A 21,625-nucleotide genomic window follows, 5' to 3' on the forward strand; every position below is an offset into this window, starting at 1 on the left:
AATTCATATGTCAATGCTGTGAATTCGCCACCGCTTCAATCGATCTCGCCCTTCACCCGGTTAAGCCCCGCTGTAGACCGCCTCGACCGGTCGGTACGGGTGGCCCGTTTCCCTGCTGATCTTTGCGGCTGCCGCGACCTCGACCTGCGCGAACGCGCGTCGGGTTCGGCTGCGCGACAGTTCTTCTCAGCTCTGATTCGCGCCCGTGTGTAGCAGGGGAAGCGTCAAGGGGGATGGTCATTTGCCAGCCCGTTGTCACGCCGCGGCTCGCGGTCGCCTCGGGAAGTCCCGCTCGTTCCGTCGTCCGCGATTTCGGCCCTTGTTACGGGGCGCGTGCGCGAGTGCCGCATGGCGCGAGATCGGCGCGCCGCGTGGTTACAGTGACGTGGCGGCAAACCACGGCACGATGGGTGCGGGCCGGGTAACGAGGAGGCGGCATGGATGCGGCGGTCGAGGTGACCCCGGTGGTTCACGCGGGTGGCGGGGACCGGAAGGTGCGGGCCGCGGTGGTGGTCGGGGCGCTGGGTGTGGTGTTCGGCGATATCGGGACCAGCCCGATCTACACGATTCAGACGGTGTTCAATCCCGGCGATCCGCATCCGGTGCCGATCAGCACGGACAACGTGTACGGGGTGGTGTCGCTGATCTTCTGGTCGGTGATGATCGTGGTCACGCTGACCTACATCTCGCTGGTGATGCGGGTGAACAACGACGGCGAGGGCGGGATCATGGCGCTCATCACGCTGCTGCGGCGGTTGGGTGGCGGGCGCGGCGGCCGGGCGGCGACGCTGTTGGCCGGGGTGGGAATCTTCGGTGCGGCACTGTTTTTCGGCGACAGCATGATCACCCCGGCGATCTCGGTGCTGTCCGCGGTGGAGGGCCTGAAGATCGTGCAGCCGGGGTTGGAAGAGCTGATCGTGCCGATCACGGCGGTGATCATCATCGTGCTGTTCACCGTGCAGCGCCGCGGCACGGCGGCGGTCGGCCGGCTGTTCGGCCCGGTGATGATCCTCTGGTTCGGCTCGATCGGCGTGCTCGGCATCTCCGGCATCGCCCGGCATCCGGAGATCCTGAAGGCCCTGTCGCCGACGTACGCGCTCGGTTTCCTGGCCGGTCACTTCGGTATCGCGTTCTTCGCGCTGGCCGCGATCGTGCTCGCCATCACCGGCGCGGAGGCGCTGTACGCGGACATGGGCCACTTCGGCCGGAAGGCGATCACCCGCGGCTGGCTCGGCCTGGTGCTGCCCGCCTGCGTGCTGAGTTATCTCGGGCAGGGCGCGCTGATTCTGGGTGACGAAAGCAATGTCGGCAGCCCGTTCTTCCTGCTCGCGCCCGGCTGGGCGCGGTTGCCGCTGGTGCTGCTGGCGACCGCCGCCACGGTGATCGCCTCGCAGGCGGTGATCACCGGCGCGTATTCGGTGGCGTCGCAGGCCGCGCAGCTCGGTTATCTGCCCCGGCTGCGGATCGCGCACACCTCGGAGTCGACCATCGGGCAGATCTACGTGCCGTGGATCAACTGGGTGCTGATGTTCTCGGTGCTGACGCTGGTCTTCGCGTTCCGCAGTTCGGCCGCGCTGGCCTACGCGTTCGGCATGGCGGTGACCGCCACCATCTCCATCACCACGCTGGTGTTCTTCTATCTCGCTCGGATCAAATGGAATACGCCGCTGTGGCTGGTCCTGCTCGGCGCGGTCCCGCTGCTGGCGGTCGACGCGCTGTTCCTCGCGGCCAACCTGACCAAGCTGGTGCACGGCGCCTGGCTGCCGCTGCTGATCGGGCTCACCGCGTTCACCGTGATGAGCACCTGGGCGCGCGGGCGCGACGTGGTCACCCGGGCGCGGGAGGAAAAGGAAGGCCCGCTGCGCGAATTCATCGACGAATTGCAGTATCAAGAGCCGCCGCTGGTGCAGGTGCCCGGCACGGCGGTGTTCCTCAACCGCGGCATGGAGACCGCGCCGCTGGCGATGCGGGCCAACGTCGAACACAACCACGTGCGCCACGAACACCTGGTGATCCTGTCGATCGATACGGTTCCGGTGCCGCGCGTGCCGGACGAGGAGCGCACCGAGATCGACGCGCTCGGTTACGCCGATGACGGAATCATCCATGTGACAGCGCATTGCGGCTACATGGAGACACCGAACATCCCGAACATCCTGCGGCTGCTCGACCCCGAGCAGACCGAGGGCCGGATCTCGGTCGACGACGCCTCCTACTTCCTGTCGAAGATCGAGCTGAAGCGCGGGACCGAACCGACGATGGCGGGCTGGCGCAAGCGGCTGTTCATCGCCACGTCCTACATCACCGCCGATGCCGCCGAATACTTCGGGTTGCCGGGGGAGCGGACCGTGATCATGGGCGAGCGGGTCGAGGTGTAGCCGCGAAAGGGTTGCCGCCGGTGCTGTAGGTCGTTCGGCGGACACCGGATTCGGGCCGGCGTCAATACGCTGGATGGACTATGGAACGGTACCGGTCTGTCACCGTCGCACCGCGCGGCGAGCGCGGTCGCGGATGACCATGCCCACGCCCTCGCGAGGTGCCCGATGTACGTCGTTTGGCGGACATCGCGGGTGAGCCCGCATCGATAAACTCTTGGTACACAATGAGTTTCGTGGTTCACGGCGCATTCCGGGAAGGCGGGCGCCGGAGCACTCGGCGCAGTCCCGACAGGTGAGGTGAGTTCCATGAGTGAGTCCGTCGACGGTCCGCTACCGCCCTTGCCGTGGGAGTTCGAACTCGATTCGGAGACGCGCGAGGACATCCTCGCAGTCCTCCGGGATGCCACGCGGTGGCAGCTGCCGCCGCGCCGCTGGGAGCACGTGCTGGATTCGGTCGGGGCGCTCGCCGTGGCGCTGGCGAACGGCGACGCCGTCGCCGTCCGGGAGTCCATCGCCGAAGTCGAACTGATGGGTCCGGTCCGGGCCACCCGCATCGGCGCCGGACATCGCTCGCCGGCGCCGCACCGGATGCTGGACCGCGTGCACGCGCTGGTGCATTCGCTGGGCGGGGAGCCGGTCACCGCGGACGAGCACGAGTAGGTGACCCGATGGACGAAAACGGCTTAGCCGACCAGGAATTGGTGGTGCACGTGTTCGCGCCGCTGGACGGTCCGCGGGCGGCGACGGCGCTACAGCATGTGCGCGCCATCTGGGCGCGGGGCGCGGACCGGCTCGGCATCGATCGGCCGGTCGAATCCTGTGATCTGCCGGCCGCGTTGCCGGAGGGCAGAATTCGCGGGGGCGCCGCCACGGCGCTGGCGCTCGCGGAAGACCGCACCGGCGACTTCCAGATGATCGCCCGGCGCGAGCACGACATCCTGAGCTTCTCGCTGGTACTCGCGGCCCCGATGGACACCGAGGAGCGCAGGCTGCGCATCGGCTCCGCGATCGCCCCCGGGTGGCGCGCATTCGATCGCTGGTGGGGTCAGCTGTCGATCGACGGCGTAGACGCTTTCCTGGGCACCGCCGTACTGTTCCAGGCACAGCTGCCGGACGACGCGACCGTCGCGCTCACGCCGATCATGCAGTCGGCCTTGCCGTTTCGGCTGGCAGCGCAGCCTTGGCTGCGGCAGCCGAGCCCGAAGGGGCCGGCCCTGGCGATGTGGGAGCTCGGTTCGGCCGATACCGACCCGAACCGCGTCTTCGTGGTCGGCGCGCCCGGTGGGCATGCCGCCGAGTTGAGCGCGTGGACCTGGAGCGATGGCGGCGTAGCGCTGCCGCCGCTGCCCCGGTACCTCATGCATGCGGCCAAACTCCGCCACGAGGCGCGCGTCATCGGTGACGGAGCACAGCTGCGCGAGTTGCAGCAGCGGGCCAAGGACCGAGTCGACGGCTTCGCCATGTTGGTGGCCGCCCCGATCACGGTGACGGCGGCGGCGCATCAAATCCGGGGCCTGGCGGTCGATGAGATGACCTTGACTGCCACCCTCGATGATCTGCAGGACATGCGGTACAGCGTCGAGATCGCCGAGCACAACATGAAACTCGCGATGGCCAGGCCGTGTTCCGCCGATCACGCCCTCGCCGAGCTGCTCCCGCAGCGCGTCGGTGCGGCGGCCCGCCTGCTCCAGACGGCACTGGACCGGACGCAGCACGTGCGAAAACTGCTGGCGGACTGGAGCATCGGTCCGCACGGCGCCGTGGGCCGGCCGGAATCGGTACTGGCGGAGCGAGCTCCGGCCGGAAGCCCGCCACGGCGCGGCGAACCGACCGGACTGCGCCTCGGCTTCGCCGTGGACATCGCCGAATACCGCCGTCGCAGTGCCCCGGCTCGGGATGATGCGCAGCGTCGGCTGGCCGCTCTGGTCCGCGAGGTGGTGCGTGCCCTCGGATCAGACCTCGACGACACCGATCGCGAGGGCACCGGCGGCGGCGTGCGGGTACTGGTTCCATTGTCCGTCGAAATCCCTACCGCGCTAACGGCTTTGCTATGCACCCTGCGCGATCGGCTCGAACTCGACAACCGGCACGCGTGCGAGCGTATGCGACTACGCACCGCGGTCGCCGTCGGCATGTCCGGCCCGGGCGACATCGGGTACGCCGGTGAGACGGCCATCGAGATCGGCCGGCTGCTGGACAGCGCGGCGCTGTACCGGGCCTCGGCCGGCAATCCGGACTCCGATCTGGAGTTCCTGATCGCGGGCAGGCTGCACGAGATCGTCACTGCCCCTGGCCCACTCGACTCGTTCCGATTCGAGCGCTGCCGCGTGCGGACGAAGAACTACGACGAGGACGGATGGCTGTGGATCAGGTGACCGGGGTGACTCGGGACGTGTTCGAGCCCAAGCAGAACCGTGTCGACCCGGCGCTGACGCAACGGGTGGAGTACCTGAAACAACGGGTCGCCCTCGCCGAAGAGGTCCGCACCCCCGACGAGGTGCGCGCCGCCCTCGCCGAGGTGAACCTGTTCATCCTGGAGTTCGCGCCCACCTCGGTTACCGACCTCGGCAAGGCCCTGCTGGCCACGGACGTGCTGCGCTGGGCGATTATTCTGGAATCGCAACTGCCGGAGTGCAATTGGTTCCGGGTCGCCTTGAACTCGACCATGCACGCGGACGCCTACGCACATGTGGTCAGCCAGTTCTGGCAGAACGACGAGGCGCAGATGCCCCTGCGCGCGGCCAACCAGGTGGCCTTCGAGCTCGGCGCGTACGCGAACCACCGCTGCTCGATGCCCGCGTTCGCGCCACTGCTGCTGGAGAACGTCTCGGGCAATCTGTACAGCGCTACGCAGACCATGACCGCGATCCGCGCGGTCGAACCCGATCCGCACAAGCTGATCGCGATCGCTCAGGAGAACCAGCGGTGGGGCGCCCGGATCGAGCCGGCGGAATTCGGGACTCCCGGCGACCGGGACACCCGCATGATCAACCGGCGGCTCGAGGAGTTCCGCGTCCAGCAGGTGAAGGCCGTGGAAGCCGCACCCGCGCAACGCATCATGCTCGAGGCCGATGTCCGGCACTGCGTCACCGAGCTGGCCGCGATCCGCTCGGCGCGTGATGTCGTCTACGTCGTCGCCACCGCACTCGGCGGCGTCGCCTTCCGTACCTACGGCGACGCCGCGCGGGTCGGCCGGACGGTCAGCATCGATCTGCCGCGGTTCACCAGCCAGCGAGTTTACGCGTGGCAGGCCCGGATCAGCGACCTATACCGGCGCCGGGACAACGATGGCCCGAGTGCCGCCGCGTTGCACGGTGAACTCACCGAGATCCTGGCCGAAATCGGCGAGGCGAGCCTGTCCGTCTTCCGCGTGCAGTGGCCCGACCTGGCGGCCTTCGCACTCGCCCCGGTCGGCGCCGCCGCCACGCTGCCGCTCGGTGGCGCCCTGGTGGACGGCCGGCCCGCGCAACTGCACTTCGACGTGACCGTCGTGCCCAACGCCGGCATCTTGCTTTCCGCCACTTTGCATCCCAGAACAACCTCGCGCGACGCGGTGGTCGCGGTGGACCCTTCGAGCGGCGAGGACTTCCTGCCTCGGGTCGAGCCGGAGGGCGAGGCGATCGCGGCCATCCACGGGACGCGGCCGGTGAACCTGAGGCCGAGCGGCGCTCGATCGAATGGTGCTGAGCCGGAACGTTTTCGGTCCTTGTCGCCGAGCAGGCAACGGGAGATCATCGATGACCCGGCCCGACACTCGGTGGTCTCGCGCCCCGGCGGCGGCATCCTCGACGCCATCGAGAGCGCGGCGGTCGTGCACCTCGCCTGTCACAGCGTGCTGGTTGAGGAGCCGGTATTCAACTCGATCCTGCTCCTCGGCGAAAACCCGGTCTCGCTCAGCGAATTCGTCATCCGGCCGGTCGCGCCCGGCGGGGTGGTCGTGCTGTCCGCCTGCTCCGTCGGCGCAGTCGTGACCAGCCTGCCGAACGAACTGCTCGGCTTTCCGGCGGTGTTCCTGTCGGCCGGCGCGCGCACCGTAATCGCCTCTGCCACACCGATTGCCGACTCCCGCGAGACGATCACTTTCCTGACCGACCTCCATCGTGGCCTGCGGGCCGGCGCGGAAGGCCGCGTCGCGCTCCGGACGGCGGTCGCGGCATCGTTCGAGCGCGGCGATCCGAGCTTCATCTGGGCCGGATTCACCGCGTACGGAGCGTGATACCGCACGGCACCCCGGGAACCGAAGCGGTTCGCGGGGTGCCGCGCACGGTGACCGACCGGCAGCCGGTCATCGCGGGATCGTTCAGGCCAGGTCGAACCGATCGAGGTTCATCACCTTGTCCCACGCGGCGACGAAGTCGTGCACGAACTTCTCCTTCGCGTCGTCGGTGGCGTAAACCTCGGCGAGCGCGCGCAATTGGGAGTTGGACCCGAAGACCAGGTCGACCCGGCTACCGGTCCAGGTGGTCGCGCCGGTGCCGCGATCGACTCCGGTGTAGGTGCCCTCGTCGGCCGACGGCTCCCACTTCGTGCCCATGTCGAGCAGGTTCACGAAGAAGTCATTGGTCAACGACCCGGTGGCGGAGGTGAATACGCCCAGTGACGACTGCTGGTAGTTCGCGCCGAGCACGCGCAGGCCGCCGACCAGCACGGTCAGCTCGGGTGCGCTCAGCGTGAGCAGGTTCGCCTTGTCGATCAGCAGGTACTCGGCCGGCAACCGGCTGCCCTTGCCGAGGTAGTTGCGGAAGCCGTCGGCGCTCGGCTCCATCGCGGCGAACGACTCGACGTCGGTCTGCTCCTGCGTGGCATCGGTGCGGCCCGGGGTGAACGGCACCTCGATGTCGTACCCGGCCGCCCGCGCGGCCTGCTCGACCGCCGCGCAGCCGCCGAGCACCACGAGATCGGCGAAGGATACCTTCGTGTTGCCGGCCTGCGCGGCGTTGAACGACTCCTGGATTCCCTCCAGCACGGGCAGCACCAGCGTGAGCTGGTCGGGCTCGTTGACCTCCCAGCCGCGCTGCGGCTGCAACCGGAGGCGGCCGCCGTTGGCGCCGCCGCGCTTGTCACTGCCGCGGAACGACGAGGCCGCCGCCCATGCGGTCGAAACGAGTTGCGCGACAGTGAGTCCCGACGCCAGGATCTGGCTCTTCAGTGCCGCGATATCGGCCGCGTCGACCAGGTCGTGAGTCAGCGCGGGGACCGGGTCCTGCCACAGCAGCGTCTCCCGCGGGACCAGCGGGCCGAGGTAGCGGACGATCGGGCCCATGTCTCGGTGGGTCAGCTTGTACCAGGCCTTGGCGAACTCCTGCGCGAGTTCCTCCGGGTGATCGAGCCAGCGCCGGGTGATCTGCTCGTAGACGGGATCGACGCGCAGCGACAGATCGGTGGTCAGCATGACCGGGGTGTGCGTTGTGCCGTCCACGTGCGCATCGGGCACGGTGCCCGCGCCGCCGCCGTCCTTCGGGATCCACTGCCAGGCGCCGGCCGGGCTCTTGGTCTTCTCCCACTCGTAGCCGTAGAGGGTCTCGACGAAGCTGTTGTCCCAGGTCTTCGGGGTCGGCGTCCAAGCGCCCTCCAGGCCGCTGGTGATCGCGTCCTTGCCGACGCCGGTGCCGAACGAGCTGCGCCAGCCCAGGCCCTGCTCCTCCAGCGGGGCGGCCTCGGGCTCGGGGCCGACGTGATCGGCCGGGCCCGCGCCATGCGTCTTGCCGAAGGTGTGACCGCCGACGATCAGCGCCGCGGTCTCGATATCGTTCATCGCCATCCGGCGGAACGTCTCCCGGATGTCGGCGGCCGCGAGCAACGGATCCGGATTGCCGTTCGGCCCTTCCGGATTCACGTAGATCAGGCCCATCTGCACTGCGGCGAGCGGGTTTTCGAGATCGCGCTCGCCCGAGTAGCGTTCGTCGCCGCCGAGCCAGGTGCGCTCCGGACCCCAGTAGACGTCCTCCTCGGGCTCCCATTGGTCGACGCGGCCGCCGCCGAAGCCGAAGGTCTCGAAGCCCATCGATTCCAGCGCGACATTGCCGGTGTAGACGATGAGGTCGGCCCAGGACAGCTTCTTGCCGTACTTCTTCTTCACCGGCCACAGCAGGCGGCGCGCCTTGTCCAGGCTCGCGTTGTCCGGCCAGCTGTTCAGCGGCGCGAAGCGCTGCATGCCCGCGCCGGCTCCGCCGCGGCCGTCATTGATCCGGTAGGTGCCCGCGGCGTGCCAGGCCATCCGGATGAAGAACGGCCCGTAGTGGCCGTAGTCGGCGGGCCACCAGTCCTGTGAGGTCGTCATGACGGCCTCGATGTCCTGCTTCACCGCGGCCAGGTCGAGCGTCTCGAACTCGGCGGCGTAGTCGTAGTCCGCGTCCATCGGGTTGGCGACGGCGGGGTTCTTCTGCAGGATCTTCAGGTTGAGCTGGTTCGGCCACCAGTCACGGTTGCCGCCGCCCTCGGTCGGGTACGTGAGGCGAGCGGTCGCTACCGGGCATCCGCCGACAGCGGGCTCTGTGTTGGCCTCTCCGATGGGCGGGTGGTCCTCGGGCACGGCAATTCCTTTCCTGGGTGGACAGCGTGACGGTTTTATTGGATGAGTTCCAAAGTATGACTCATTCAAATCTGGATGGTGGTGGTTTTGAAAAACTGCTTCCGACCGGGCGAATGAGACATATGTCTATGACAAATGTCTAAGACGCTGGTAGTCTCGTGGCATGGGAAATCGCGAAGACCTGTTGGCCGGAGCGCGCAAGGCCGTGCTCGAGCGCGGCCTGGCCAAGACCACCGCCCGCGATATCGCCGGTGCGGCCGGCGTGAGCCTGGCCGCCATCGGCTACCACTTCGGCTCGAAGGATCGGTTGATCACCGAGGCGATCACCGAGTCGATGGGCAGCGGGATCGGCGACGGGATGGAGGCGGCGATCCGGGCCGGCGGGGAGGGGCGGTCGCTGCGCGAATCGCTGGCGCCCACCTGGTCCGGGCTGCGCGAGGTGATCGAGAACAACCACGAGGCATTGCTGCTCAGCGCGGAGAACGCGCTGCTGGTCGCGCGGTCGCCGGAGTCGCAGGAGTTCATGGTGCAGGCCACCGAGGTCGCGATCGGCGATCTCACGGCGACGTTCCAGCAGGTGCATCCCGAGTTGTCCGAGGAGCAGGCGCGGGCCGTGGCCACGCTCTACTTCATGCTCTTCCAAGGGCTGGCGATGACCCAGTTGATCGCGCCGGCCGCCGCCTCGGTGGACGGCGATCAGCTCGCGCTGGCCGTGCAGACGTTGCGCGACATGTGATCACGCGGCCAGCAGCGCCAGTACTTCGTCGAGGTGGTCGGTGAGGAAGAAATGTCCGCCGGTGAAGAGCCTCAGGTCGAAGCGGCCGGTGGTGTGCTCGGACCAGGCCCGCGCCTCGTCGAGGGTCACCTCGGGGTCGTCGGTGCCGGTCAGGACGGTGATCGGGCAGCTCAGCGGTGGGGCCTGGCGCATGCGGTAGGTCTCGACGGCTTTGTAGTCGCCGCGGAAGGCGGGCAGGATCATGCGCAGCATCTCCTCGTCGCCGAGGACGCGGGAGTCGGTGCCGCTCATCCGGCGGATCTGCGCGAGCAGCGCGTCGTCGGAATACCGGTGGACGTGCACGTCGCGATGCCGTGACGGGGCCATGCGGCCCGACGCGAACAGTGCCTGCGGCGGCTCTCCCGAGGCCGATAGGCGTTGCGCCACTTCGAAACCCAGCGTGGCGCCGAGGCTGTGACCGAACAGTGTGATCGGCCGGTCCAGCCACGGGCCCAGGTGCTCGGCCACCAGGTCGGCGAGTTCGTGGAGGTCGTCGACGCAGGGCTCGTTGCGGCGGTCCATTCGGCCCGGGTATTGGATCGCGAGCACGTCGATCGCGGGGGACAACGCTCGGGCGACCGGAAAGTAGAAGGCGGCCGCGCCGCCCGCGTGCGGAAAGCAGATCAGCCGGGTGGCGGCGTCCGGTGCCGGGTGGAACCGCCGGATCCACGCACTGGTTTGCCCGGTGCCCATTCGCCCTCCCTCCGCGTGTTCTTCGATTCAAGCCGGTGGCACCGCGACGGGTCGACCCCTACTCACGACGGGAGTAGGGGTTTCGCGGTGTCGGCCTAGGCGCGGTCGAGCGGGTTCGCGGCGACTCGCGCGGCCATGCCGCTGCGCAGGGCGGCGGCGGGTGAGGTGTGCGGTTTGCGTTCGGCCTGGGCCTGGAAGCAGGCCAGGAATTCCGCCGGCAGCCCGAGGCGGGGGTGGTGTTCCAGGACGCTGTCGCGGAACTCCGGTGCCACGGCGTCGGCGCCGCGTCCCGAGATGTCCACTGCCGTCGCGTATTCCAGCAGATAGCTTTCCGGGTCGAGCGTGACGTCGACGCTGTCGGCCATGTGCGCGACGATCACCGCGGCAACGTGCTCCCGCCGTTGCGCCGGCCAACCGGCGGCGGCACCGAAAACCCAGGCCAGATGCCCGCCGGAAACCTCGAACGTGAGTCCGGCGTTGTCGAACTCCTCGACCAGGCCCAGGTCGTGCAGCAGCGCCGCGACATAAAGGAGTTCGGCGTCGAAGTCGATGCCATTGAGCTTCGCGTGCCCTGCCGCCCACAGATACGAGCGGACCGAATGGTTGAACAGGGCGGGCGTGCAGTAGGCCGCCGCCACCTCGGTGGCGGACCGGCAGGCCGCGGAATCCGGGATGGTCACATCGTCGAGGTTCACGGGGTCATTGTGCCAGCGCCGCGCCCGGATTCTCGGCACAGGATCTCCACATTCGACGCCAGGAACCCGCACAACCATTGTCTAGGTTGGCCTCCACGGGCCCGCTGTCGCGGCGGGCCGGCGAGTACGGAGGTCGGTATGCAGGACGTGGACGAATTCGCGCGGTGGGTGGCCGAATTCGAGGCGAAGCAGCTCGCGCGGGCCGCGATGGGGGATCCGGAGTGGGCCCGCGGCGCGAATCTCGATCCGGCCGTGGCGCGCAGCGTGCAACGATTCCAGATCGGCGAGAGCGGGGACGGAGCGAATCTGATCGCCAAGGCCGAGGCCGCCGGCGATCCGCGCTATACCGCCGCGGTGCGATTGTTCGTCGCCGAGGAAATCAATCACGCGCGCATGCTGGGGTTGCTGCTGAATGCCGGTGGTTGGCAAACCATCCGCGCGCACTGGAGCGACGTGGTGTTCGTCCGGCTCCGGCGTGCGCTGGGTTTGCGGCTGGAATTGATGGTGCTGATGGTCGCCGAGGTGGTGGCGTTGCGTTATTACCGCGCGTTGCGCGACGGCACCGAAGATGTGTTGACCACGCGGGTCGCCGGGTTGATTTTGAACGACGAATTGCGGCATGTGCCGTTTCACTGCCACCGATTGCGGGTCGCGTTCGCCGGGTCGTCTCGCGCGGCGCGGTGTATTCCGATACTGCTGTGGTGGGTCGTGCTGATCGGCGCGACGGTGGTGGTCGCCGCAGACCACGGGCCCGCGTTGCGGCGATTGGGCGTTCGCCGAACCGGATTCGTGCTCGATGTGATCGCTTTATTCAAAGTAATTGTGCCGACCGCCGTTTCGGGCAATTCGGTCACGGTGACCGGGGGCGCGCCGGTTCCGCTGCGGGCAGCGCATGCCAAGCGCTTGCTTCACTGAGCGAGATGGCCCGGCGCGCACCGGTTTTGGTTCATCAGCCGGTCTCATCTGGCAGGGTGTCAGGTGTGACCGAGTTCAGCGACAGGGGCAAGCTGAGGTACCTGGTCGAGATCTCCGAAGGCGACCGAGGGAGCGCGGTGTGGTGGCAGGTGACGAATACCGGTGGTGCCGCGCAGGTGGCGGCGGCGTTGGTCGAGATGGCGGTGCGTCTGGAACTCGAGCTGCCGTACCACCCGAGTGAGGTCCGGTGCTGGTATCGCTACGAAGTGAGCTGGCCCGACGGTGCGATATTGGAGGGGTTCGAGGGTGCGGTCGAACCTCTGCTCATCCCGGACGACCTCCGGGCGCTCGCCCGATCGGTAATCGCGGTCACCGTTCGGGATCGGCGGCGCCGAGCCGAATAGCCGATCCCGCAGTGCATCCCATCATCGGATGAATAGAGCGGAGCTTGCCTGAGTGGCCAGGTAGTCCGTCCCGCAAATTACAGGTAATCGGTACTCGTGCTGTCACTCGGTGATCGGTGAATGCTGACTTCTGCTCGATTGTTTTCAGCTGGAGGTGCCCACCGTGGCCGCTTTATGGATTCGCACGCGCCGCATGACGCTGCCCAACACATTCCGCGATATCAACGACCTGAAGGCCAGCATCGTGCCCGTGCTGGTACAGAACGCGTTCAATCATGTGGTGAACACCGAAGGGGAGGTGGCCGGAAATCGAGGCGCCATTCGCCTCTCCATCGGCTACCTCCCCATCGCCGGCCGCGACTTCTACCAACAGGTCATCGCCGCCGGCGACAACGCGGACGTCACCTTGGCCGTCGTCGAGGATATCCAGCGGCAGATATCCATTTAGCGCCCCGCCTCCTCGGCGTATTTCTCGATGAGGTCGGTGGCGCGGAGGGTGCCGCCTTCGGCCCGGGTGTCGAGCCGAAGCCGGGCGCAGCGGTCCGCGATCGCCGGATCAGTGGTGAGGGCAGTCAAAGCGGCTCGGAGGTTCTCGGCGGTGGCGTCGGCGGTATCGATGCGGCGGGCCACGCCGAGTTCGACGAGTTTGTCGGCGTTCATGAATTGCTCGGCGCCCTGGGGCACCGTGATCATCGGGACGCCGGCCAGCAGTCCTTCGCCGCAGCCACCCATTCCGGCGTGGGTGACGAAAGCGTCCGCGTGTTCCAGGATCGCTCGTTGCGGAACCCAGGAGTGCACCTCGACTTTGGCCGGGATGTCGCCGAGTTCGGTTGGTTCGGTGTACTTTCCGATCTGCAGGACGATGTGCCAGCCAGGCAGGTCGCCGTAGGCCTGGATGCACCGGCGGTAGAACTCCGGTTGTCGGGTGTAAGCCGAGCCGAGGGAGATCAGTAGGACCTTCTCCGCGTCTGCTGGACGGGACCAGGGTTCCTCAGCGTTGTGCGGGTTGACGCAGGGGCCGACGAATATCACTGTGTCGGAGTCGGTTTCGTCGGCATGCGGTTGCATCGCGCGAGGGATCAGCGCCAGCGCTTTGTCCGGCATGCCGGAGAAAACGTCCACATCGGTGGTGGTCGCCTCGGCGTCGGTGAGCCACCGGGCGAATTTCGCCCGGTAGGCATCGGCGCCTGGCAACTGCCGAATGTGTGCTGCCACATCCTGTTCGTAACCTTTCCACGCCACGAACGAAGGCGAGAGCTGCACGATCGGGCGACCCTGCGCCTCGGCGAGCGCGCGACCGGCATAGGCGCCGATGTCGTACAGGTAGAGATCCGCGGCGTCGCGGTCGTAGGCGGCGCGCAGTTGCGGGAGGGACTGGATCGCGTTGTCGAGGAACAGGTCCATGGTGGAAACCGGATCCTCGGGCCAGCTGTTGTCGGCGACCGGCAGCGTGGACGTGCACGGGATCAGTTCGGCGCCGGCCGCGGTGATCAGGTCGCCGACGACCGGGTCGTTGGCGTAGGTGACGCGGTGACCGCGCGCCACCAATTCACGGATGATCTCCAGGCTCGGCAGGACGTGACTGACGATGGGGATGCCGACCATCGCGATATGGGCCGGGGGAGTGCGCATACGGCGGGCTCTCAGTTCAGTTCTGCGGCAGCGGATTCGAGGGCGGTGATGTTGCCTGCCATGATGGTTCGCAGGTGGGCGGTGAGGTGCTCGAGCGGCCAGTTCCACCAGGCGATTGCCAGTAGCCGGGCAATGTCGTCGGCGTCGAAGCGAGTTCGGATGAGCCGGGCCGGGTTGCCGCCGACGATGCCGTAATCGGGCACGTCGGCGGTGACCACGGAGCCGGTGCTGATGATCGCGCCGTGACCGATCCGCACGCCGGGCATCACCGTCACCCCGTTGCCGAACCAGACGTCGTTGCCGACCACGGTGTCGCCGCGGTTCGGCAGGTCGGTGAGCAGGTCGAAGTGCTCGGTCCAGGAGCCGCCCATGGTGGGGAACGGGAACGTCGACGGGCCGTCCATCCGGTGGTTGGCCCCGTTCATGATGAACCGGGTTCCGGTGCCGAGGGCACAGAACTTGCCGATGATCAGCTTCTCCGGTCCGTAGTGGTACAGCACGTTCCGGGTTTCGAACGCGGTCGCGTCGTCCGGGTCGTCGTAGTAGGAGAACTCGCCGACCTCGATCAGGGGCGAGGTGAGCAGCGGCTTCAGCAACACTACGCGCGGCTGGCCGGCCATCGGGTGCAGCACGGCCGGGTCTGCGGGAAGAACGTCGGGCACGGCGAATCTCCTTCGGTGCGTAGATGATCGGGGTCGGGCGTCAGACGCGGGCGCAGGCCCGCAGGTCGAGATGGGCGCCGCGCCAACGGGAACGCAACCGACGGTCGTGGCTGACGATCACGAGGGCGCCCGGATAGTCGGCCAGGGCGTTTTCGAGATCTTCGACCAGGCCGGGTGACAGGTGGTTGGTCGGCTCGTCCAGCAGCAGCACATCGACGGGCTCGACGACCAACCGCGCCAAGGCAAGTCGTTGGCGTTGCCCGCTGGACAGGTCGGCCACGCGCGTGGTGAGCTGGGCGCGATCGAACAGTCCGAGCGACATCAGGCGTTCGGCCTGCCCGCCGGTGTCTCCCGTGCGGCCGCGGGCGAAGGCGGCCAGCACCGTGTCCCCGGGTTCGCCGGTCAGCGGCTCCTGCGCGAGGTAGCCGACCTTTCCGGCGCGGGTGACCGTTCCGCTGTCCGGCGTGAGCCGCCCCGCCAGTACACGCAGCAGGGTCGACTTACCCGCACCATTGGGCCCGGTGATGAGCAACCGCTCGCCCGCGGCGACGGTGAGGCTGGTCCGCTCGAGCCTGCCCGCGACCGCGATATCGCTGGCGTCCAGCATGGTTCCGTGCGCCCGGCCTGCCCGCAGGCTCGGCGCGAAACGCAGCGGTTCCGGCGGCGCGGGCACCGGGTCCGCGAGCAGCCGGCGCAACCGCTCCTCGGCGTTGCGGACCCGGCTGGCCAGCGACTGCTGCACCCGCCCGCCGGCCCGGTCGTAGGCCATCTTGTTGTTGTCCTTCATCGCCCGGCCCGGGGCGACCTGACGGGCGGTCGTGGCCACGGTCTCGCGCAGGTGGCCGATGTCGTTCTGCCACTGCGCGTAGGCCTGCGCCCACCGTTGCCGCGCGGCCGCCTTCTCGGTCAGGAACCCCGCATAACCGTTGCCGTAGCGGATGATTCGCCGCCGGTCCGCGTCGACCTCGAGCAGGCTCGTCGCGACCCGCTCGAGGAAGGCCCGGTCGTGGGAGACCGTCACCGTCGTGCCGGAACGGGTCCGCAGATGATCTTCCAGCCAGGTCAGGGCGTCGTCGTCGAGATGATTGGTCGGCTCGTCGAGCAGCAGCACCTCGGACCCGGCCGCCAGCACAGCGGCCAGCCGCAGCCGGACCTGCTCGCCGCCGGACAGTCCGCCGACCGTGCGTTCGCGATCGACCAGACCCAAACCCAGTCCGTGCAGCGCACGTTCGACCCTGGCGTCGGCGTCGTAACCGCCCCGAAGTTCGAAAGCTGTACTCAGCTCGCCGTATTCGGCCAGCCCGGACTCGTCCCCGGTCGCCATCGCGACCTCGATGCGACGCATCCGCTGTTCGATCGAGCGCAGTTCGCTCAGCGCGCGATCGATGACCTGCTGCACCGTCATCCTGGGCGGCAACTGCTCGTCTTGCGCGAGATAACCGACACCACCGTCGGCCTGGACGACGATCTCGCCGTCGTCGGGCACCTCCCGCCCGGCGAACATCCGCAGCAGGGTGGTCTTGCCGGATCCGTTCTCGCCGATGATTCCGGTGCGCTCACCCGCGGCGAGCGAACAGGTCACCTCATCGAGAACGAGCCGGCCGTTGAAGGACTTGCTGACCGCGAGCGCGGTGATCTGGGTTGGCATACGCACACTCCGAAGTATTCGAGGACGCGGTGATCTGAGACCGCAGGGCCGGGTGAACACTTCGAAGGAGCATCGGCATAACCTCACTTAGTGCGACAACTGTTGCATTAAGATAGCGCTGTTGTCCCACCCCGTCAAGCAATCGGATGCCGACCATGAATTCCGCACCGCCTCCCGACCAGCTCCGGCCCCGGCCGGGCGGCCGAACCGCCCGAATCCGCGAGCAGGTCCTCGACGCCGTCCGCGCGGAGCTGACCGAACACGGTTACGACGCGCTCACCGTCGACACGGTCGCCGCGCGCGCCGGGGTGCACCGCACCACGGTGTATCGCCGCTGGCGCGATGTCGGCGGCCTGATCACCGACGTTTTCGCCGCGGCGAGCGACCTGGAGTGGCACCCCCGCGACACCGGCACGCTGTGCGGCGATCTGGCCGCACTCAATCGGGAGATCCAGGACTCGCTGACCGAGGAATCGTCGATTGCGGTTGCGCTGATTGCGGTTTCGTTCCGTTCCGCGGAGGCGGCCGATGCGCTGCGGGCGCTGTGGGAGGATCGGTACGCGCAATCGGAGATCGTCGTCGAGCGCGCGATCGAACGCGGCGAACTCCCGCCGCACATCGACGCGCGCGCCCTGCTGGTCGCCGCGACCGCCCCGCTCTATCACCAGCTGGTGCTGCTGCGCACCCCCCCGGATCCGCGGCTGGCCGACCGCGCGGCGGCCGCCGCCACGCTCGCGGCGCAGGCCGGGGCATTCGGCAACCCGTCCTGACCGGGATCGCTCACCCCCGGAGGGCCGGCTCGAGCACCTCCTCGCACCACTCGCGGAAGGTCGTCGGGCTCGCCGTCTCCGGCGTGCGCCGCACGCCGTTGTCGAGGCCGGCGTCCTTGGCGCGCATCATGTCGATGAACCCCGCCACGAAGGCCTCGCCGGTGCCGTATCCGGCCATCGCGGTGCGGAAGTCGTCGATAGATTGCCGTTCGTAGCGCACCGGGCGCCCGAGCACGTCGGACATGATGCGGGCCTGGTCGTTCGGCGACAGATCCTCCGGGCCGAGCACCGGGACCTCCTCGAACCCGGTCCACGCACGGTCCAGCAGCAGGCCGGCGGCGGCCGCGGCGATATCGCGGGTGGCCGCCGACGGGGCTTTGTGGTCGGCGTCGACGATATCGGTGAAGACTCCGTTGTCGCGGATCGAAACCACTTGCCGCAGCAGGTTGTCCATGAACGACGGGTTCGCGAGCGCGCGGTAGGCCACGCCCGTGCTCGCGATGAGGTCGTCCATGGCCAGCGACGCGGTCACGTGTCCGGCGTGCGCGGCGACGGGGGTGCCGCGGCCGAGCGCCGAGACCCCGACCACGTGCCCGATTCCGTGGGCGGTGAACGCCTTCGCGGCGGGCCGGGTGAAATCGGTGAACGCGACGTCCAGGCTCGGTGTCTGAGGATTCGGCGGGGGCAGCCAGAAGACGGCGTCCGCGCCGGCGAACGCCCAGTCGAGGACCTCGGCATCGCCGTGCGAGCCGGTCACCACGTCGACGCGGGCGCGGACCGCGGCGGAGAGCTTTGCGGGGTCGCGCGCGATGACGCGCAGTTCCTCTGTACGAGTGGAGTTTTCGTCGAGCAGGAGGTTCAGCAACTGGCTGCCGATATTGCTTGTCGGTGCGGTGATGACGATCATGGTTCGAGTCTCCGGCCGACCGTCCGATGTCGTCCAATACCCTTTCCGGAAATTGATACCCTTGAGGTATGGATTTGGATCTGCGCAAACTCCGCTACTTCATGGTGGTGGCCGAGCGGCGGCACTTCGGCCGGGCGGCCGAACAGCTCTACATCGCCCAGCCCGTGCTCAGCCGGCAGATCCGGGCGTTCGAACAGGAGCTGGCCTGCACGCTGTTCGTGCGCAGCACCCGCAGCGTGGAGTTGACCGCCGCCGGGCAGCAGCTCTACGAGGAGGCGCAGGGGATCCTCGCGACGGTCGAGGCGGCGGTGCGGCGGGTGCACGACGTCGAGCGGGATGTCCGGCGGATCGTGGTCGCGTTCTCCGCGGGATTGCCTGTGTCCGAGGCGATTCGGGCGTTCGCTGAGCGTCATCCGGAGGTCGAGACCGATCTGGTTCCGGTGCACTGGTGGGATCCGGCCGCGCCGCTGCGCGACGGCCGGGCGCAGATCGGCTACTTGCGGCGGCCGTTCGACGATGCGGGATTGCGCACCATCGCGATCGGGCACGAGTGCTGGGTGGCGTGCATGCCCGCGCGGCACCCGCTGGCGTCTCGTGCCGAGCTCACTTTCGCCGATCTCGACCAGGAGCAGATGCTCGACGTGCCGAATAGGCGGACGGTCTCACTGGAGGAGAAGTTCGAGCTCATCGCGTCGGGGCGGGGGATAGCGGTGCTACCGCTGAGCGTCGCGGTGTCCTATGCCCGGCCCGACCTCGTCCATATTCCCGTCACCGATGCCGAACGAGTCGAGACGTGCCTGGCCGTGGCGGCGGACCGACGGGAGAAAGTGCTGCGTGACTTCCTGGAGATCGCCACGGCGACGCTGCGGGCGCGGACGGCCGCGTGACGTTCAGCGTCGTTCGAGCCTGGTCCAGCCGGACCAACCGCGTTCGGCGAGCAACTCGATCAGCCGGCGGGCCGGCGGTGCGGTGTCGAATGCCAGGGTGTCGAGCAGCGCGGCCAAGGATGGCTCGATGGCGCCGCCGACGTAGTCCTCGCCTTGTTCGTCGGCCAGTCGGGTGAGGTAGGCGGCGATCTTGTCGACCAGTTCGATCAGCATCGAGTCGGCGTCGGTCCGGTCGAGGGTGCGGCTCAGGGTGCGATAGAAGTCGATGAGCGGCGGGTGGGCGATCTGCTCGCGTTTGCGCGCGATCAACTCGGGGATACGCTCGGGCGCGCGGGCGGCGAGGGGGATCCAGCCGTCCCGTTCGACCTGGACGATGCGCTCGTCGACGCCGAGTTCCCGCAGGTGTTCGAGAAACTCGACCACCGTCGCGGGCAACGCGAGGCTGTCTCCGGCGGCGAGGCGGGCGAGCCGCTCGCGGTGCCGTTGCCGCAGGCGGATCTCCGCGCGCAGACGCTCGTCGATCTCCTCGACCGCCGCGGCGAGCTCGTCCGCGCCGGCGTCCAGCAGCTCGCGCACGCGCGCCAGCGGGACCCCGGCCTCGGCGAGCGTCCGGATCTTGATCAGCTCGACCACCGTGGCGGCGCTGTATCTGCGATAGCCTGCGTGATCCCGATCTGGTTCGGGCAGTAGGCCTTTGGCGTGATAATGCCGTATCGCGCGCACCGTTACTCCGGCATAGGACGCCAGCTCACCGATGGTCAGCATCGGACCAGTCTCCCGGAAGCCGTTCACTCGGTCCGCGCATGGGCGCTCCGGATGATCCGGGCGATGTCCGGAGCATGAGTGACGACCAAAGCATGCGTCGCCTCGAGCGGGTGGTCGGAGATGTCCGGCCGTTCGCGCAGGAGCCGGTCGAAGCCGGCCCGCCAGAGGCGATTGTGGCGCGGTTGCCGGCCTTCGGTGCCGTCGCCCGCCATTGACGTCGCCCGGATCAGCAGGATCGGGCAGTCGATCGCGCGGTAGCGGTCCAGGATTCCGGGCCCGGCCACGTCCAGCTCGAGGTCGAGGCCGGATCGGAGTACATCCAATTCGAGGTTGAGATCGAGGATTTCCGCTGCGGTGAGCAGCATCTGGCTCGGGGTGCCCCGGGCGGCCGTCTGCTCTGTGTACTCCCATAACGCGCGGAATTCGGGCAGGTCGGCCGTAGTGATGAACGGAGCGGGTATCGGGTTCGCGCCGTCGATGACCACGAGTGCGCCCACGGTGCCGGGATGTTCGGCGGTGTAGTGCACGATCAAGTCCGCACCGTAGGAATGGCCGGCCAGCACCGGTGCGGACAATTCGAGTTCGGCCAGCACGGCGGCGAAGTCGGCGAGGAACTCCGCGAAGGCGTACCGGTCGCCCGCCGACGAAAGACCGTGCCCGCGCAGGTCGAATGTCACCACGTCGAAGTCGCGCCGCAATAGCTCGATGAGTTCGTGCAACTCGGCCTGTGTCGAGGTCAGTCCGGGGGACAGCACCAACGGTGGTCCGTCGCCGCCGCGCGACACCGGGATTTCCACACCCGCCCGGCGGATTGTGAACTGGTCGGTATCTGTGTTCATGCCGTTCATGCTGGACGATTGACCCAGCGTCAGGGTCAACCCTTGATTCGGATTGCCGCGGCCCAGTTCGATTGGAATGGTCCAATTTAGCGATACCATCGAAAATGGATGGGTGTGGTTCGCGGCGGTAATGTCCGCGACTGCCGAGGGTCGACTTCCAAGTTCGGAGAAGAAGCTCATGGTCGCAGAAGCGCGTCGGATCAGCGTCGACTCGAGTGTCGCGGAACGCGGCCCGACGGCGCTGCGCATCGCGGTCGGCGGCCAACTGCGCAAGCTGCGCGAGGCCTGCGGCATCACGCCGCAAGCCGCGGGCGAACACATTCGCGGCTCGCACGCCAAGATCAGCCGGCTCGAACTCGGCCGGACCGGGTACAAGGAACGCGACATCGTCGATCTGCTGAACCTGTACGGGGTCACCGATCAAGAACAGCGGACGATGTTCATCGACCTGGCGCGCAAGGCCAACGAGCCCGGCTGGTGGCATCGATACAACGATCTGCTGCCGTCCTGGTTCGAGACCTATCTCGGGTTGGAGGGTGCCGCGCGCACCATCAGAACCTTTGAGGGCCAACTGGTTCCGGGTCTGCTGCAAACCGAGGACTACGCGGCTGCCGTCGTCGCCGTCGGCTATGAGAACTCGGAAGTGGCGCGTCGCTACGAGCAGCGCAATCAGCACCAGAGCCTGGACCTCCAGGCCGCCCGCCGGGTGGAGCTGCGCACCGAGCGGCAGAAGATCCTGAACGTGCGCGGTGGCCCGACCCTGTGGGCGGTGCTCGACGAGGCCGTCCTGCATCGCCCCGTCGGCGGCTCGAAGGTGCTGCGCGCGCAGCTCGAACACCTCGTGGAGATGTCGAACAAGCCGCAGGTCACCATTCAGGTCCTGTCCTACCGCTCCGGCGGCAACGCCGCCGCGGGCAGCTCGTTCACCATGCTGCGCTTCGCCGAGATGGAACTCCCCGACGTCGTCTACCTCGAACAACTCACCACCGCCCTCTACCTCGACCGCCGCGAAGACATCCACCTCTACCGCGAGGTCATGGACCGCCTGGCCGTCCAAGCCGAAACCCCCGCCGCCTCCCGCGCCCTCATCCTGCAAGCCGCCGAGCGCCTGTAACCAATCCCG

General features: G+C 68.0%; 20 protein-coding genes. 11 read left to right on the plus strand and 9 right to left on the minus strand.

Annotated features, from left to right (window positions below):
• Positions 1-437: 437 nt before the first annotated feature.
• The 4 genes from ACFYO1_RS32985 to ACFYO1_RS33000 all read left to right on the plus strand — a co-directional run bounded on the left by ACFYO1_RS32985 (position 438) and on the right by ACFYO1_RS33000 (position 6,594).
• Positions 438-2,378, plus strand: coding sequence for a potassium transporter Kup (locus tag ACFYO1_RS32985; RefSeq protein ID WP_387239714.1), 1,941 nt, complete (start codon positions 438-440; stop codon positions 2,376-2,378).
• A gap of 306 nt (positions 2,379-2,684) precedes the next feature.
• The gene (locus ACFYO1_RS32990; protein ID WP_387239717.1) at positions 2,685-3,038 is read left to right on the plus strand and encodes a CATRA system-associated protein; all 354 of its coding nucleotides are present in this window, start codon (positions 2,685-2,687) and stop codon (positions 3,036-3,038) included.
• Positions 3,039-3,046: 8 nt separating this feature from the next.
• On the plus strand, positions 3,047-4,753 hold the full coding sequence (locus ACFYO1_RS32995) for a CATRA conflict system CASPASE/TPR repeat-associated protein (RefSeq protein WP_387239720.1): 1,707 nt from the start codon (positions 3,047-3,049) through the stop codon (positions 4,751-4,753).
• On the plus strand, positions 4,735-6,594 hold the full coding sequence (locus ACFYO1_RS33000) for a CHAT domain-containing protein (RefSeq protein WP_387239723.1): 1,860 nt from the start codon (positions 4,735-4,737) through the stop codon (positions 6,592-6,594). The genes ACFYO1_RS32995 and ACFYO1_RS33000 overlap by 19 nt, the downstream gene beginning before the upstream one ends.
• Positions 6,595-6,678: 84 nt before the next feature.
• Here ACFYO1_RS33000 and katG read toward each other — a convergent pair whose 3' ends face one another.
• Positions 6,679-8,910 (minus strand): catalase/peroxidase HPI, encoded by a 2,232-nt coding sequence (gene katG / locus ACFYO1_RS33005; protein ID WP_387239726.1) that lies wholly within the window; start codon positions 8,908-8,910, stop codon positions 6,679-6,681.
• A gap of 163 nt (positions 8,911-9,073) precedes the next feature.
• On the opposite strand from katG, the gene ACFYO1_RS33010 reads away from it, so the two are divergent.
• Positions 9,074-9,646, plus strand: a complete 573-nt coding sequence (locus ACFYO1_RS33010; RefSeq protein WP_387239729.1) for a TetR/AcrR family transcriptional regulator — start codon at positions 9,074-9,076, stop codon at positions 9,644-9,646.
• Here ACFYO1_RS33010 and ACFYO1_RS33015 read toward each other — a convergent pair whose 3' ends face one another.
• Together ACFYO1_RS33015 and ACFYO1_RS33020 are read right to left on the minus strand one after the other, a co-directional pair.
• The gene (locus tag ACFYO1_RS33015) at positions 9,647-10,378 is read right to left on the minus strand and encodes a thioesterase II family protein (RefSeq protein ID WP_387239732.1); all 732 of its coding nucleotides are present in this window, start codon (positions 10,376-10,378) and stop codon (positions 9,647-9,649) included. It abuts the gene before it with no gap.
• Between the two features lie 95 nt (positions 10,379-10,473).
• Positions 10,474-11,073: an HD domain-containing protein gene (locus ACFYO1_RS33020; RefSeq protein WP_387239735.1), complete on the minus strand. Its 600-nt coding sequence runs from the start codon at positions 11,071-11,073 to the stop codon at positions 10,474-10,476.
• Between the two features lie 138 nt (positions 11,074-11,211).
• Between ACFYO1_RS33020 and ACFYO1_RS33025 the strand changes: the two genes are divergently transcribed.
• The 3 genes from ACFYO1_RS33025 to ACFYO1_RS33035 all read left to right on the plus strand — a co-directional run bounded on the left by ACFYO1_RS33025 (position 11,212) and on the right by ACFYO1_RS33035 (position 12,840).
• On the plus strand, positions 11,212-11,988 hold the full coding sequence (locus ACFYO1_RS33025) for a ferritin-like domain-containing protein (RefSeq protein ID WP_387239738.1): 777 nt from the start codon (positions 11,212-11,214) through the stop codon (positions 11,986-11,988).
• 65 nt (positions 11,989-12,053) lie between these two features.
• Positions 12,054-12,392: a hypothetical protein gene (locus ACFYO1_RS33030; RefSeq protein ID WP_387239741.1), complete on the plus strand. Its 339-nt coding sequence runs from the start codon at positions 12,054-12,056 to the stop codon at positions 12,390-12,392.
• A 163-nt stretch (positions 12,393-12,555) separates the two neighbouring features.
• On the plus strand, positions 12,556-12,840 hold the full coding sequence (locus ACFYO1_RS33035; RefSeq protein WP_387239744.1) for a hypothetical protein: 285 nt from the start codon (positions 12,556-12,558) through the stop codon (positions 12,838-12,840).
• Here the strand turns inward: ACFYO1_RS33035 and ACFYO1_RS33040 are convergent.
• The 3 genes from ACFYO1_RS33040 to abc-f form a co-directional block, all read right to left on the minus strand.
• Positions 12,837-14,024 (minus strand): macrolide family glycosyltransferase, encoded by a 1,188-nt coding sequence (locus ACFYO1_RS33040; protein WP_387239747.1) that lies wholly within the window; start codon positions 14,022-14,024, stop codon positions 12,837-12,839. The genes ACFYO1_RS33035 and ACFYO1_RS33040 overlap by 4 nt on opposite strands.
• Positions 14,025-14,035: 11 nt before the next feature.
• On the minus strand, positions 14,036-14,644 hold the full coding sequence (locus ACFYO1_RS33045; protein WP_387241653.1) for a CatB-related O-acetyltransferase: 609 nt from the start codon (positions 14,642-14,644) through the stop codon (positions 14,036-14,038).
• A gap of 82 nt (positions 14,645-14,726) precedes the next feature.
• Entirely contained in the window at positions 14,727-16,334 is a 1,608-nt protein-coding gene (gene abc-f / locus ACFYO1_RS33050; protein ID WP_387239750.1) for a ribosomal protection-like ABC-F family protein, read from the minus strand.
• Positions 16,335-16,489: 155 nt separating this feature from the next.
• Between abc-f and ACFYO1_RS33055 the strand changes: the two genes are divergently transcribed.
• A complete protein-coding gene (locus ACFYO1_RS33055) occupies positions 16,490-17,104 on the plus strand; it encodes a TetR/AcrR family transcriptional regulator (protein ID WP_387239753.1) in 615 nt (204 codons plus the stop codon).
• A 10-nt stretch (positions 17,105-17,114) separates the two neighbouring features.
• Here ACFYO1_RS33055 and ACFYO1_RS33060 read toward each other — a convergent pair whose 3' ends face one another.
• Positions 17,115-18,011, minus strand: coding sequence for an NAD(P)H-binding protein (locus ACFYO1_RS33060; protein ID WP_387239756.1), 897 nt, complete (start codon positions 18,009-18,011; stop codon positions 17,115-17,117).
• A gap of 68 nt (positions 18,012-18,079) precedes the next feature.
• Here ACFYO1_RS33060 and ACFYO1_RS33065 point away from each other — a divergent pair, with 68 nt between their 5' ends.
• Entirely contained in the window at positions 18,080-18,898 is an 819-nt protein-coding gene (locus ACFYO1_RS33065; protein ID WP_387239759.1) for a LysR family transcriptional regulator, read from the plus strand.
• A 3-nt stretch (positions 18,899-18,901) separates the two neighbouring features.
• On the opposite strand, the gene ACFYO1_RS33070 is transcribed toward ACFYO1_RS33065, so the two are convergent.
• Both ACFYO1_RS33070 and ACFYO1_RS33075 read right to left on the minus strand, forming a co-directional pair.
• The gene (locus ACFYO1_RS33070; RefSeq protein WP_387239762.1) at positions 18,902-19,663 is read right to left on the minus strand and encodes a MerR family transcriptional regulator; all 762 of its coding nucleotides are present in this window, start codon (positions 19,661-19,663) and stop codon (positions 18,902-18,904) included.
• Between the two features lie 23 nt (positions 19,664-19,686).
• Complete coding sequence (locus tag ACFYO1_RS33075) at positions 19,687-20,502, minus strand: alpha/beta fold hydrolase (RefSeq protein WP_387239765.1); 816 nt, start codon at positions 20,500-20,502, stop codon at positions 19,687-19,689.
• Between the two features lie 178 nt (positions 20,503-20,680).
• Here ACFYO1_RS33075 and ACFYO1_RS33080 point away from each other — a divergent pair, with 178 nt between their 5' ends.
• On the plus strand, positions 20,681-21,616 hold the full coding sequence (locus tag ACFYO1_RS33080; RefSeq protein WP_387239768.1) for a helix-turn-helix domain-containing protein: 936 nt from the start codon (positions 20,681-20,683) through the stop codon (positions 21,614-21,616).
• Positions 21,617-21,625: the final 9 nt, after the last annotated feature.

It is taken from the genome of Nocardia sp. NPDC006044 (assembly GCF_042871115.1).
Lineage (GTDB): Bacteria > Actinomycetota > Actinomycetes > Mycobacteriales > Mycobacteriaceae > Nocardia.

Coding starts and splice junctions, on each gene's coding strand:
- ACFYO1_RS32990 (WP_387239717.1), top strand. CDS start 2,685: ATGAGTGAGTCCGTCGACGGTCCGCTACCGCCCTTGCCGTGGGAGTTC.
- ACFYO1_RS33060 (WP_387239756.1), bottom strand. CDS start 18,011: ATGATCGTCATCACCGCACCGACAAGCAATATCGGCAGCCAGTTGCTG.
- ACFYO1_RS33045 (WP_387241653.1), bottom strand. CDS start 14,644: ATGGCCGGCCAGCCGCGCGTAGTGTTGCTGAAGCCGCTGCTCACCTCG.
- ACFYO1_RS32985 (WP_387239714.1), top strand. CDS start 438: ATGGATGCGGCGGTCGAGGTGACCCCGGTGGTTCACGCGGGTGGCGGG.
- ACFYO1_RS33025 (WP_387239738.1), top strand. CDS start 11,212: ATGCAGGACGTGGACGAATTCGCGCGGTGGGTGGCCGAATTCGAGGCG.
- ACFYO1_RS33070 (WP_387239762.1), bottom strand. CDS start 19,663: ATGCTGACCATCGGTGAGCTGGCGTCCTATGCCGGAGTAACGGTGCGC.
- ACFYO1_RS33040 (WP_387239747.1), bottom strand. CDS start 14,024: ATGCGCACTCCCCCGGCCCATATCGCGATGGTCGGCATCCCCATCGTC.
- ACFYO1_RS32995 (WP_387239720.1), top strand. CDS start 3,047: ATGGACGAAAACGGCTTAGCCGACCAGGAATTGGTGGTGCACGTGTTC.
- ACFYO1_RS33080 (WP_387239768.1), top strand. CDS start 20,681: ATGGTCGCAGAAGCGCGTCGGATCAGCGTCGACTCGAGTGTCGCGGAA.
- abc-f (WP_387239750.1), bottom strand. CDS start 16,334: ATGCCAACCCAGATCACCGCGCTCGCGGTCAGCAAGTCCTTCAACGGC.
- ACFYO1_RS33010 (WP_387239729.1), top strand. CDS start 9,074: ATGGGAAATCGCGAAGACCTGTTGGCCGGAGCGCGCAAGGCCGTGCTC.
- ACFYO1_RS33075 (WP_387239765.1), bottom strand. CDS start 20,502: ATGAACACAGATACCGACCAGTTCACAATCCGCCGGGCGGGTGTGGAA.
- ACFYO1_RS33000 (WP_387239723.1), top strand. CDS start 4,735: ATGGCTGTGGATCAGGTGACCGGGGTGACTCGGGACGTGTTCGAGCCC.
- ACFYO1_RS33055 (WP_387239753.1), top strand. CDS start 16,490: ATGAATTCCGCACCGCCTCCCGACCAGCTCCGGCCCCGGCCGGGCGGC.
- ACFYO1_RS33065 (WP_387239759.1), top strand. CDS start 18,080: ATGGATTTGGATCTGCGCAAACTCCGCTACTTCATGGTGGTGGCCGAG.
- ACFYO1_RS33015 (WP_387239732.1), bottom strand. CDS start 10,378: ATGGGCACCGGGCAAACCAGTGCGTGGATCCGGCGGTTCCACCCGGCA.